The following is a 12454-nucleotide window of genomic DNA, read 5'->3' as shown; positions in this document are numbered from 1 at the left end:
TGTTGCTCCTTAATCAAACTTCATGCGGGTGGCTTTCAGGTTAACAATCGCGAGTGCGCCAACCAGAATGAAGATAAGCGTGGCGATAGCCGCAGCTAAACCAAAGTCCTGACCGCCGCCGCCTTCAAAGGCGATGCGGTAGGTGTAGCTCACCAGCAAGTCCGTGTAGCCCGCAGGCGTGGTGGTTCCAAGGCGATCCGGACCACCGTTGGTTAACAGTTGAATCAGCACGAAGTTGTTAAAGTTAAAGGCAAAGCTTGCGATCATCAGCGGTGTCAGCGGCTTAATCAGCAGAGGCAGCGTAATCTTAAAGAAGTTCTGGAACGGGCCAGCACCATCCATTGCAGAGGCTTCGTACAGGTCGTCCGGAATCGCTTTCAGCAAGCCCATGCACAGAATCATCATGTACGGATAACCGAGCCAGGTATTCACGATAATTATCATTGAACGCGCAGTGGTCGGGTCGCTAAACCAGGCCGGTTTGATACCAAACAGTGAACTCAACATCATGTTGATTTCACCGAAACTTTGGTTGAACAAGCCTTTGAAAATCAGGATAGAAATAAACGATGGCACTGCGTAGGGCAGTATCAGCATCACGCGGTAAATTGCTTTGCCTTTCAGCGATTCCCACTGCACGACACACGCCAGAATCATGCCTACTGCAACGGTCAGAATTACGGTAAGGATTGAGAAAATAACCGTCCAGACGAAGATGGCCATGAAAGGCTTTTGAATCCCTTCATCGTGGAATACACGCAGGAAGTTCTTCCAGCCGATAGTCACGGTGTAGCCTGGGCTTAACTGCTCGTTGCCCCAGTTACCGTCGGCATTTACAGACTGGTAGAAGCCAATGCTGTTATTCGGGCGGTACTTCACGCCGCTTTGGTTATTGGTCAGTTCACCCTTTTCACCTTCAGTGTAAAGTGGGCGTGTGCCGGAGAACTGGCGCAGGGAGCTCATGGTCAGCGTGCTTTCATCAGGCATTTCAGCCGTGATTTGCGTCAGCGCCGCACGGTTTTGCGTAATCACGCGCAGATTGGCTTTCTCACCTGCCGGAAGAGCATCGGCGTCTTTCAGTTTCAGGTGTTGAACACCACCAAACTTAAAGGTATCAGAGATAAAATTCTTGCCTGACTCGCCGTCAGTCAGCGCGAGTTGCCATTCATCGCCCGCCGGGTAAAGGCCAAAGTTAAAGGTTTTTCCCGCCTGATATTGGCGGTCCATCAGCACCTGCTGTGCGCGTTCTTGAGTCAGTTGGTTGGTGCTGCTGTAGTTGGTGAAAGCAATGGCGATGGTACAAACCAGTGGGAACAGAACAAACAGCCCCATGCCAGCAAGGCCCGGGTAAACATAGCGCCAGGCATAAGCCTTACGATTTGCATAAATGTATAAGCCAAGTGAGCTTAAAATCAGCGTCATAATGGCGAACAGGTACTCCCCCTGGGCGTACATTAATACGACAAGATAACCAACCAGCAGTCCCATCAGGCCGATGACTGACCATTTCAGTGCATCGCTTTGCCACCAGTGGTTCTTTTTAACTACATCCATGGGGTCTTCCTCTATACCCTTCATACTTCCAGTTGCCTCTTTGTTGGCTGTGAGAACTCGCCCAAATCACTTAGTTTACTAAGCTCATTAGGACTCATTCTCTTGCCGCCTCGGTGCAACTCGAATTATTTTGGGTATCTAATCATATTATTATTTTCCCTCTCTTTTCAGAGAGGGAATTGACCAGATACTTACTTAGTAATACGTCCCTGAGCATCTTTCAACGCTTCATCAACAGTCTGACGACCGCTAACTGCGTTGATGACGGCGGTGCGAACGGCATACCAGAACGCAGACATCTGCGGCACGTTCGGCATGATTTCGCCTTTCTGGGCGTTATCCATGGTGGCGGCGATACGTGGATCTTTCGCCAGTTGATCCTGGTAGGATTTCAGTGCAACGGCACCCAATGGCTTGTCTTTGTTAACGTCAGCCAGGCCCTGATCGGTCAGCAGGTAGTTTTCCAGGAACTCTTTCGCCAGTTCTTTGTTAGGGCTGGCGGCGTTAATACCGGCACTGAGCACACCAACGAACGGTTTAGATGCTTTACCTTTGAAGGTTGGCAGCAGCGTTACGCCGTAATTGATTTTGCTCTTATCAATGTTGGACCATGCCCACGGGCCGTTGATAGTCATCGCGGTTTCGCCTTTGTTAAAGGCCGCTTCTGCGATGGAGTAATCGGTATCCGCGTTCATCTCTTTGTTTTTAATCATGTTGACCAGGAAGCTCAGGCCAGCTTTCGCACCTGCACTATCCACGCCCACATCTTTCACGTCGTATTTGCCGTTTTCGAGTTTGAACGCATAACCACCGTCAGCAGCGATAAGCGGCCAGGTGAAGTACGGTTCTTGCAGGTTGAACATCAACGCACTCTTACCTTTCGCTTTCAGCTGCTTATCGAGTGCTGGGATCTCTTCCCAGGTTTTCGGCGGATTAGGTATGAGGTCTTTGTTGTAAATCAGAGAGAGCGCTTCAACCGCAACTGGGTAAGCGATGATTTTGCCGTTGTAACGAACTGCGTCCCAGGTAAACGGATAGAGTTTGTCCTGGAAAGCTTTGTCTGGAGTGATTTCGGCCAGCAGGCCAGATTGTGCATAACCACCGAAACGGTCGTGTGCCCAGAAGATGATGTCCGGGCCATCGCCAGTTGCCGCAACTTGTGGGAATTTTTCTTCCAGTTTGTCCGGGTGTTCGATGGTGACTTTAATACCGGTGTCTTTCTCAAACTTCTTACCCACTTCGGCAAGGCCGTTATAGCCTTTGTCACCATTAATCCAGATGACCAGTTTGCCTTCTTCTATTTTTGCCAGTGCAGAGGCGGAAAACATCATCGTTGTCAGGGCAGACAGAGCGAGGATGCGGGCGCCAGTTTTAATTTTCATATTTATTCCCATCCTTTGAATGGTGGTTTGCTATGCGCGTGGATACATCAAGGTCAAGGTAGTGGCTTTACGGATGCCAGTTTGCGCAGATGGCAAGTGCTTCTCATCCTCCTTAGCCCTACGCCCCCACCCTGGTATCTGTGATCTGCATTCCATAACTGACAGTTATGTGTACCAGAGCACACAAAACCACCCAGAAATTTGAAACCACGATCACGAAAAACTGTCGCGCCTGCTGTAACCGGTTGCAGAAACTCGCTTCTCATCCTCCCGCCTCCTCCCCCATTAAAAACAGCAGGGTGGAGGATTCACGAAATGTATAGATCATTCATAGTCCGACACATCTTGAATCACCTGCCGTTTAGCAGAGTGACGGAATGAAGGGAGAAGTACATGGCAAGCGTACAGCTACGGAACGTAACGAAAGCCTGGGGTGATGTGGTGGTATCGAAAGATATCAACCTCGACATTCAAGAAGGTGAGTTCGTGGTTTTTGTTGGACCGTCAGGCTGCGGTAAATCCACACTGTTACGCATGATTGCGGGTCTGGAAACGATCACCAGCGGTGATTTATTCATTGGTGATACTCGCATGAACGACATCCCTCCCGCTGAGCGTGGCGTCGGCATGGTATTCCAGTCTTATGCTCTTTATCCCCATCTCTCCGTTGCTGAAAACATGTCCTTCGGCCTGAAGCTTGCTGGTGCCAAGAAAAGCGATATCAATCAGCGTGTCACCCAGGTTTCAGAAACTTTACAACTGGGACATTTATTAGAACGTCGCCCGAAAGCACTTTCTGGTGGACAGCGTCAGCGCGTAGCTATTGGCCGTACGCTGGTGGCTGAACCGCGTGTATTCCTGCTTGATGAACCTCTTTCAAACCTTGATGCGGCACTGCGTGTGCAGATGCGTATTGAGATTTCCCGACTGCATAAGCGCCTTGGTCGCACCATGATTTACGTCACCCACGACCAGGTTGAAGCGATGACGCTTGCCGACAAAATTGTGGTGCTGGACGCAGGCCGCGTCGCGCAGGTGGGTAAACCACTCGAGCTATATCACTACCCGGCGGATCGTTTTGTTGCGGGTTTTATTGGCTCGCCAAAAATGAACTTCCTGCCAGTAAAAGTCACCGCTACTGCCATTGATCAGGTGCAGGTTGAATTACCGAACCGCCAGCAAGTCTGGCTGCCGGTGGAAAGCAAAGAAGTTCAGGTCGGTGCCAACATGTCCCTTGGTATTCGCCCGGAACACCTACTGCCAAGCGACATCGCTGACGTCACTCTCGAAGGCGAAGTGCAGGTTGTTGAACAGCTTGGTCATGAAACTCAGATTCATATCCAAATCCCCGCCATCCGTCAGAACCTGGTGTACCGCCAGAATGACGTGGTGTTGGTAAAAGAGGGTGCCACATTCGCTATTGGCTTGCCGCCAGAGCGTTGCCATCTGTTCCGAGAAGATGGCACCGCATGTCGTCGGTTGCATCAAGAGCCAGGTGTTTAAGCATTCCCATAAAAAAGAAAAGCAATGATCTCAGGAGATAGAACGATGATTACTCTGCGCAAACTCCCACTGGCAGTCGCCGTAGCGGCAGGCGTTATGTCTGTTCAGGCCCTGGCTGTGGATTTCCACGGTTATGCCCGTTCTGGTATCGGCTGGACCGGTAGCGGCGGTGCACAACAGTGTTTCCAGGCAACTGGTGCTCAATCTAAATACCGTCTTGGTAACGAATGTGAAACCTATGCGGAATTGAAATTTGGCCAGGAAGTCTGGAAAGAAGGCGATAAGAGCTTCTACTTCGATACTAACGTGGCGTACTCCGTCGCTCAGCAGAATGACTGGGAAGCAACCAGCCCGGCATTCCGTGAAGCCAACGTGCAGGGTAAAAACCTGATTGATGCACTGCCAGGCGCAACTATCTGGGCCGGTAAGCGTTTCTATCAACGTCATGACGTTCACATGATCGACTTCTACTACTGGGATATTTCTGGTCCTGGTGCAGGTCTGGAAAACGTCGATGTGGGCTTCGGTAAACTTTCCTTTGCTGCAACCCGTTCTTCTGAAGCAGGCGGTTCTTCTTCATTCGCCAGCGACAATATTCGTGATTACACCTCAGCCACTGCGAACGACGTCTTCGACGTGCGTTTAGGCCAGATGGAAGTTAACCCAGGCGGCACACTGGAGTTCGGTGTGGACTACGGTCATACCAACGTTAACGACGATTACTACCTGCAGCCAAATGCAACCAAAGATGGCTGGATGTTCACTGCTGAACACACCCAGAGCATGCTGAAAGGCTATAACAAGTTTGTTGTTCAGTACGCGACCGACGCCATGACTTCTCAGGGCAAAGGTCAGTCTCAAGGCGCAGGTGTTGGCATCGGCAATAACGCAGATGGCAGCCTGTACGCTTATGGCATCAACAACAACGGCCATCTGGTGCGTGTCATCGACCACGGTGCGATTACCCTGGCAGATAACTGGGACCTGATGTATGTGGGTATGTACCAGGACATCAGTTGGGATAACAACAACGGCACCGAATGGTGGACCGTCGGTATTCGTCCAATGTACAAATGGACGCCAATCATGAGTACCTTGCTGGAAGTCGGTTACGACAACGTGAAGTCCCAGAACACTGGCGACACCAACAACCAGTACAAAATCACCCTGGCACAACAATGGCAGGCAGGCGACAGCATCTGGTCCCGTCCGGCTTTACGTGTCTTCGCAACTTATGCGAAGTGGGATGAGAAATGGGGCTACGACACTTCCGGTAGCGCTGCTGGCAACCCGAACTTCGGCAAAGCAACCAGCGACGGCTTTAACGGCATGTCCTTCGGTCGCGGTGACAGCGATGAGTTCTCCTTCGGTGCCCAGATGGAAATCTGGTGGTAATACTGCTTTAACCTGATGTTATGACTCGATGAGGGGCTCGCCACTGGGCTCCTCATCATTATTACCCTTGTATGCCAATGCCTGTTTCGATGGAAAGCGCTATTGCCTGGCTAACTTTCCACCGCTTCCCCATTCGAGGTTTATAACAATGAAAATGAAAAAAAGTCTTCTGGCACTCTGCCTTTCCGCAGGGTTGCTCGCCAGCCTGCCCGCTGTAAGCCTGGCTGACGTCAACATCGTTCCACAGGATATTTCGGCCGCTCCAGCGGTGCCTGCCTCTGCATTGCAACAATTGCAATGGACGCCAATCGACCAGTCGAAAACCCAAACTACCGATCTTTCTATTGCCGGACAGCGCCTGAGCGCGGGCGATATTACCGGCCCGGTCGCGGCATATAGCGTGCCTGCCAACATTGGCGAGCTGAATATTACGCTGACCAGCGAAGTGAAAAACAACGAGGTGTTTGCGCCTAACGTGCTGGTTCTTGACCAGAACATGACGCCTGCTGCGTATTTCCCATCAAGCTTCTTTACCTACCAGGAACCCGGCGTGATGTCCGCCGACCGTCTGGAAGGGGTGATTAAACTGACGCCTGCGCTGGGTCAGCAAAAAGTGTATTTACTGGTTTTCACCACCAATAAAGATACACAGCAAACCACTAAAATGCTCGACCCGGCAAAAGCCTACGCAAAAGGTACGGGTAATGCGGTACCGGATATCCCAGACCCGATTGCCCGTCATACCCCTGAAGGTCTGTTGAAGGTGAAAGTGAAAACCTCTTCAAGCTCCAGCATCTTGGTTGGCCCATTATTTGGCTCATCAGGCCCAGGCCCGGTGACAGTGGGCAATACTGCCGCACCAGCTGCAACATATGTTGCCCCGGCAGCTGTTGCTGCCACAGCGGCGACACCTGTTCAAGCAGCGCCAGCCAAAAAGTCTGAGCCAGTGTTAAACGATACAGAAGCTTACTTCAATCAGGCTATCAAAGATGCAGTAGCGAAAGGCGATGTTGATAAAGCCTTGAAACTTCTGGATGAAGCTGAACGTCTGGGATCAACTAGCGCCCGTAAAACCTTTATCAGCAGTGTAAAAGGCAAGGGGTGATGGTTTCCCCGCAGTGCTGATGTTTGAAGTTTGGTGCGCCTCCGGGCGCACCTTTTTTCCTTCGTCATCCTTCAAGCTGACTCTGCGTTGGCTGCGCTCAAAAACCCTCATCACTTACTTTAGTAAGCTCAGAGGGATTTTCTCGTTTGCCGCCTTGATTCAACTCGAATGATTTAGAAGGGTTAGCATTGTTCCCCGGCATTGTTCCCGGCATTGTTAAACGCTTGTGAGCTTTTCCCTGCCCCGCTATACCTATTCTGCGTTACAATGATTTTCGGTTTTGTTTCGGAGAAATTCCCATGTCTGACGCGCTTTCGCCACTGCGCGCCTTACGTTTTGAAGCTGCGATTCCAGAAGGGTTGAGTGCGTCACTCCTTGACTGGCTGTTGCTTGAAGACTCAATGACCAAACGCTTTGAGCAGTATTGTTCCAGGGTTACTGCCCGCATTGTGCGTGAAGGTTTTTTCGAATCGCATGTCGTTCTTCCTGAAGCTAATATGTTGCCTGAGTCCAGCCGTTATTGGTTGCGCGAAGTTGTGCTTTGCGGTGACGATGTGCCCTGGCTTTTGGGGCGCACTGTGGTCCCTGAATCAACCCTTGAAGGACCAGAGCTTGCTTTACAAAGGCTCGGAACCACGCCGCTTGGACGCTACCTGTTTAGTTCATCTTCCCTGACACGGGATTTTATTGAGATTGGCCGCAGTTCGGAGCAGTGGGGGCGTCGTTCCCGCCTGAGATTAGCTGGAAAGCCGCTGGTGCTAACCGAGTTATTCCTTCCTGCTTCTCCGTTGTATCGAGAGGAAAAATAATGGAGTGGAGTCTGAAACAGGGTAAATGGCAGGCGTATCAACGTCTGATGCGACTTGATAAGCCAATTGGCTCGCTTTTGTTGTTATGGCCCACCCTATGGGCGCTGTGGCTTGCGACACCGGGAGTGCCTCCGCTAACCATTTTATGCGTGTTTATAGCCGGAGTGTGGATGATGCGCGCTGCGGGTTGCGTGGTAAATGACTACGCGGACCGTAAATTTGATGGTCACGTGAAGCGTACGGCGCACAGGCCATTGCCGAGCGGGGCTGTAAGCGAGAAAGAAGCGCGTATCTTATTTGCGGTACTGGTAGTGCTTTCGTTTTTACTGGTACTGACGCTAAATACCATGACGATTTTATTATCGGTGGCGGGGTTAGCGCTTGCCTGGGTTTATCCGTTTATGAAGCGCTACACTCATTTGCCGCAAGTGGTGCTCGGGGCCGCATTTGGCTGGTCAATCCCGATGGCATTTGCCGCAGTGAGCGAGTCTGTTCCACTTAGCTGTTGGCTGATGTTTTTAACCAATATTTGCTGGGCTGTGGCTTATGACACGCAGTACGCAATGGTTGACCGCGATGACGATCTGAAAATCGGCATTAAATCCACAGCCATCTTATTTGGCCGCTATGACAATCTGATTATCGGTATTTTGCAGTTTACGGTGATGGTGTTGTTGGCGGTGATTGGCTGGTTAAACGGATTAGGTGGGGCGTTCTACTGGTCTATTGCGCTGGCGGGGATGCTCTTTGTCCATCAGCAACGGCTGACGGCAAATCGTGACCGTGATGCTTGTTTTAAAGCTTTCCTGAACAATAACTATGTTGGTCTGGTGCTGTTTATAGGGTTGGTGTTGAGTTACCTACACTTCTAATTATACCCATCGCCCTTCAAGTTGCAGGGTTGTTGGCTGCTCTCATTCACCCGAATCACTTACTTGAGTAAGCTCATCGGGATTCGTTCGATTGCCGCCTACCTGCATCTCGAAGTAGCTCGGGTATAAGAAACTAAATGGCGGATGACACTTCGTTTATCCGCCAGATTTTTTACTCGGTCGCAGCCTGCGACGTCGCACTTTCAATCGTCAAACGCACATCCGGCATGATCAGCTCTGCCAGCATCTGGTAGACCTTCATCGTTTCGGCGGGTTCTGCATCTCCGGTGTCGCTGATATACCCTTCATCACGCAAGGTTAATACCAGCGAGGTGAATACAGCTTTATCGAAGAACTCCGGTGCATTAATGCCATGCAACACCGACAAACGTTGGGCAACGGTGCGGCTTTCGCGCTCCAGCGTCCCACGGTTAATCGATGGATTTGCACTCAGCAGCCAGAAAGTAATCGCGTAACGTTGCAGCGTTTCACGAACACCTGCCGCCAGAAGCTGCATAGTGCGTGAGCGTGCCGGGTTAATCACCACTTCTTCACCCGTAAGGGTAATCAGATCCTGACGAACCAGTTCATTAAGCAGCGCATCCATTTCACTGGCAAGATCCGCTTTTTCCCAACGCAGGAACAACTCAGACTTCAGCATCGGGTAGAGCAGCTCAACCTGACGCAGAAGCTCGCTGCGGGAAATGTGGCGATGCTGCGTGATAATTGCAGCCAGCAGAGAAGGTAACACCAGCATATGCAGGATGTTGTTACGGTAGTAAGTCATCAGCACTGCCTGCTCACGCGGCAGAATGATGATGTCACCAATCGTATCTTTCTCTACTTCAAACTTATTCATCTGCAGCGCGTGTTCGATAAGCGCTTCTGCTGGCTGGTCTGGTGCGGTAGCGTCCGGTGAATACGGCACATTACGCAACAGGCTCAGGTAACAGTTGAGCTGTTCGGTCAGTTGTTCGCGCGTCAGTGAACGCTGGCGCGATGCCAGGAGCGCGGTACAGCACAGGTTCATGGCGTTTGCCGCGCCTGCATTGTTAATACGCACCATCAGTTCGGCAGCAATTTCATTAACCGTTGGCGTTAACCATGCCGGGCGGATGGCCTCAATCGGGTCGATTGAATCACGCCACTCAGGCACTCGCTGGTTGAGGAATGTCATCAACGGCATTGGTTCGCCGAAGTTAACATAGCCCTGGCCGAGGTTACGCAGCTTGCTCAGCCCACGAACCATCTGCATGAAGCTCTCTTTTTCTTTAGTCGCACCGCGCAGTTCTTTTGCGTAAGTCCCCACTTCCATTACATGCTCGTAGCCAATGTAAATCGGCACCAATGTAATTGGACGTGTACCGCCGCGCAGCATGGCCTGAATGGTCATCGACAGCGTGCCGGTTTTCGGGTCTAGCAAACGGCCGGTACGAGAACGGCCACCTTCCACAAAGTATTCAACGGAATAGCCACGGCTGAACAGCTCGCCAAGATATTCACGGAACACGGTGGAGTAGAGTTTGCTGCCCTTAAAGGTACGGCGAATAAAGAACGCGCCCAGGCGACGGAAAATCGGGCCTGCTGGCCAGAAGTTCAGGTTGATACCAGCTGCAATGTGCGGAGGAACCAGCCCCTGGTGATAGAGCACGTAAGACAGAAGCATGTAGTCCATGTGGCTGCGGTGGCAGGGCACATAAACAATCTCGTGGCCGTCATGAGCCAGTTGGCGAACGCGTTCAGCATTGTGAACGTTAATGCCCTGGTACAAACGGTTCCACGTCAGACCTAATACGCGGTCGGTCAAACGAACGGCTTCATAAGAGAAGTTCGCCGCAATCTCTTCCATCAAGGCAACAGCATTTTGCTGTGCTTTTTCATGGGAGATTTTCTTGCTGCGCGCTTCATCTTCTACTGCACGGGCAATAGCTTTTGAAGCCAAAAGCTTATTGAACAGATCCTGGCGCACCGGCAGACGCGGGCCAACAGTCGCTAAGCGCTGGCGAGCAAAGTGCATACGCGCCACGCGTGCCAGTTTTTGGGCGATTTTTTTGTCTGTACCGTGATCGGTTGCCATCTGGCGCAGCGAAACAGGTGCAGAGAACCGCACAAAGCTGTCGCGCCCAAGCCACGAGACTGCGAAGAATTTCTGAATGCCATTAAGCATCTTCAGTGGCGGGTTAACTTCGCCTTTTTCGCGACCCGGAGAGCGGCCAAACATCACCGATACCGGCACCATCTGCACATCCAGATTTGGATTGCTGCGGTGCAAGTCGAGATAATCATGGAACAGCTTGATCGACTCTTCTTTTGGCGTGTAGTAGGTGAACACACGCGGGCCACCATGGATAAAGACATAGCGCGGCAATACCGCACCGTCGATCTCTAACGGCTCGAGAGGGTCGGGCAAGTTGTGCGCGAGGCATTGCGCGCGCAGGGTTAATAAGTCCGCCTTTGAGTTATAAGGCAGAACATACATTATTGGGCGTGTGGGATCTAAGCCCAGTTCGGCCTGTGGATCTGCCGGAATGGACTTGCTCTTTACCAGAACGCCTAATGGTAAATTAAGTAATTTGTAGTAGATTCTTGGCCAGCCTGACATAAACGATGTAAAGCCTCAGGTTAATGATGCAAATTCGCCGCAAGAATATCAGAATCTCACCCAGATTTCTGTGGCGTTATAATTTTGACAAGCATTGATGCAAATAATTTGAAAAGGTTTCCTAAAATGGCGAGCAGTACCACTGGACTTACCCGTATCATCAAAGCCGCAGGCTACTCATGGAAAGGGCTCAAAGCAGCCTGGATCAACGAAGCAGCTTTCCGCCAGGAAGGCGTTTCTGCTGTTATCGCCATTGCCATCGCATGTTGGTTAGATGTCGATCCCATTACCCGCATTCTACTTATCGGCTCAGTCGTGCTGGTCATGATTGTCGAGATCCTCAATAGCGCTATTGAGGCACTTGTCGACCGTGTTGGCACTGATTATCACGAGCTTTCAGGACGCGCCAAAGATATGGGCTCGGCCGCTGTATTAATTTCAATTATCCTCGCAGTAATTACCTGGGTCACGCTGCTTTGGTCGCATTTGCGGTGATCTTTCCAGAATAGTTAAGTGCCTGGTTTTTTGCTTAATTTGTGGTTCCAAATTGACCTTTGACTGTATATACTCACAGCATAACTGTATAAACACCCAGGGGGCGGAATGAAAGCGTTAACTACCAGGCAGCAAGAGGTGTTTGATCTTATTCGGGATCATATCAGCCAGACCGGCATGCCACCGACTCGTGCCGAGATTGCTCAACGTCTGGGGTTCCGTTCTCCGAACGCCGCTGAAGAGCATTTAAAAGCACTTGCCCGTAAAGGTGTGCTTGAAATTGTTTCTGGTGCATCCCGTGGTATCCGCCTGTTGGTGGAAGAAGTGACCGGTATTCCACTGGTTGGGCGTGTTGCTGCAGGTGAGCCACTCCTGGCACAGCAACATATCGAAGGCCATTACCAGGTCGACCCATCACTGTTTAAACCAAATGCCGACTTCTTGCTGCGCGTCAGCGGTATGTCAATGAAAGACATCGGCATTATGGATGGCGACCTGCTTGCGGTTCATAAAACTCAGGATGTGCGTAATGGCCAGGTTGTTGTCGCGCGTATCGATGATGAAGTTACCGTTAAGCGCTTAAAACAACAGGGCAATACAGTTCATCTGCTGCCAGAAAACAGTGAGTTTGAACCGATCGTGGTAGACCTGCGCGAGCATAACTTCTCAATTGAAGGGCTGGCTGTTGGGGTTATTCGCAACGGCGACTGGCTGTAAAATCTCTTTAGGTGATGCGC

Annotated in this window: 10 protein-coding genes; 7 read left to right on the top strand and 3 right to left on the bottom strand. The window is 51.0% G+C overall.

What is annotated here, in order from left to right; translation table 11 throughout:
- Positions 1 to 9 precede the first annotated feature (9 nt).
- Positions 10 to 1554 (bottom strand): maltose ABC transporter permease MalF, encoded by a 1545-nt coding sequence (gene malF, locus LVQ77_RS14460; protein ID WP_232865343.1) that lies wholly within the window; start codon positions 1552 to 1554, stop codon positions 10 to 12.
- A gap of 191 nt (positions 1555 to 1745) precedes the next feature.
- On the bottom strand, positions 1746 to 2936 hold the full coding sequence (malE, locus tag LVQ77_RS14455) for a maltose/maltodextrin ABC transporter substrate-binding protein MalE (protein ID WP_232904753.1): 1191 nt from the start codon (positions 2934 to 2936) through the stop codon (positions 1746 to 1748).
- A 393-nt stretch (positions 2937 to 3329) separates the two neighbouring features.
- On the opposite strand from malE, the gene malK reads away from it, so the two are divergent.
- From malK to ubiA, 5 genes are all read left to right on the top strand, one after another.
- Positions 3330 to 4439, top strand: coding sequence for a maltose/maltodextrin ABC transporter ATP-binding protein MalK (gene malK, locus LVQ77_RS14450; RefSeq protein ID WP_064515357.1), 1110 nt, complete (start codon positions 3330 to 3332; stop codon positions 4437 to 4439).
- 45 nt (positions 4440 to 4484) lie between these two features.
- Positions 4485 to 5834 carry a maltoporin gene (locus tag LVQ77_RS14445; RefSeq protein ID WP_232904752.1) on the top strand — a complete coding sequence of 450 codons (1350 nt, stop codon included), beginning with the start codon at positions 4485 to 4487 and terminating at the stop codon, positions 5832 to 5834.
- Between the two features lie 148 nt (positions 5835 to 5982).
- Entirely contained in the window at positions 5983 to 6939 is a 957-nt protein-coding gene (gene malM, locus LVQ77_RS14440; RefSeq protein ID WP_232904751.1) for a maltose operon protein MalM, read from the top strand.
- 299 nt (positions 6940 to 7238) lie between these two features.
- Positions 7239 to 7748, top strand: coding sequence for a chorismate lyase (ubiC, locus tag LVQ77_RS14435; protein ID WP_232865347.1), 510 nt, complete (start codon positions 7239 to 7241; stop codon positions 7746 to 7748).
- Positions 7748 to 8620, top strand: coding sequence for a 4-hydroxybenzoate octaprenyltransferase (ubiA, locus tag LVQ77_RS14430; RefSeq protein WP_064515365.1), 873 nt, complete (start codon positions 7748 to 7750; stop codon positions 8618 to 8620). The genes ubiC and ubiA overlap by 1 nt, the downstream gene beginning before the upstream one ends.
- A 172-nt stretch (positions 8621 to 8792) precedes the next feature.
- On the opposite strand, the gene plsB is transcribed toward ubiA, so the two are convergent.
- Complete coding sequence (plsB, locus tag LVQ77_RS14425; protein WP_232904750.1) at positions 8793 to 11222, bottom strand: glycerol-3-phosphate 1-O-acyltransferase PlsB; 2430 nt, start codon at positions 11220 to 11222, stop codon at positions 8793 to 8795.
- Between the two features lie 126 nt (positions 11223 to 11348).
- Between plsB and LVQ77_RS14420 the strand changes: the two genes are divergently transcribed.
- Positions 11349 to 11717 carry a diacylglycerol kinase gene (locus LVQ77_RS14420; protein WP_064515369.1) on the top strand — a complete coding sequence of 123 codons (369 nt, stop codon included), beginning with the start codon at positions 11349 to 11351 and terminating at the stop codon, positions 11715 to 11717.
- A gap of 108 nt (positions 11718 to 11825) precedes the next feature.
- Positions 11826 to 12434, top strand: coding sequence for a transcriptional repressor LexA (gene lexA, locus LVQ77_RS14415; protein ID WP_064515371.1), 609 nt, complete (start codon positions 11826 to 11828; stop codon positions 12432 to 12434).
- The last annotated feature ends 20 nt before the right edge of the window (positions 12435 to 12454 follow it).

It is taken from the genome of Buttiauxella cochleicola (assembly GCF_021282435.1).
Classification (GTDB): domain Bacteria; phylum Pseudomonadota; class Gammaproteobacteria; order Enterobacterales; family Enterobacteriaceae; genus Buttiauxella; species Buttiauxella massiliensis.
This window is presented reverse-complemented; position numbering and strand designations above follow the sequence as displayed.

Bases quoted from the DNA above. Each gene is read 5' to 3' on its own strand.
- malF (WP_232865343.1), bottom strand. From the start codon at position 1,554: ATGGATGTAGTTAAAAAGAACCACTGGTGGCAAAGCGATGCACTGAAA.
- malE (WP_232904753.1), bottom strand. From the start codon at position 2,936: ATGAAAATTAAAACTGGCGCCCGCATCCTCGCTCTGTCTGCCCTGACA.
- malK (WP_064515357.1), top strand. From the start codon at position 3,330: ATGGCAAGCGTACAGCTACGGAACGTAACGAAAGCCTGGGGTGATGTG.
- LVQ77_RS14445 (WP_232904752.1), top strand. From the start codon at position 4,485: ATGATTACTCTGCGCAAACTCCCACTGGCAGTCGCCGTAGCGGCAGGC.
- malM (WP_232904751.1), top strand. From the start codon at position 5,983: ATGAAAATGAAAAAAAGTCTTCTGGCACTCTGCCTTTCCGCAGGGTTG.
- ubiC (WP_232865347.1), top strand. From the start codon at position 7,239: ATGTCTGACGCGCTTTCGCCACTGCGCGCCTTACGTTTTGAAGCTGCG.
- ubiA (WP_064515365.1), top strand. From the start codon at position 7,748: ATGGAGTGGAGTCTGAAACAGGGTAAATGGCAGGCGTATCAACGTCTG.
- plsB (WP_232904750.1), bottom strand. From the start codon at position 11,222: ATGTCAGGCTGGCCAAGAATCTACTACAAATTACTTAATTTACCATTA.
- LVQ77_RS14420 (WP_064515369.1), top strand. From the start codon at position 11,349: ATGGCGAGCAGTACCACTGGACTTACCCGTATCATCAAAGCCGCAGGC.
- lexA (WP_064515371.1), top strand. From the start codon at position 11,826: ATGAAAGCGTTAACTACCAGGCAGCAAGAGGTGTTTGATCTTATTCGG.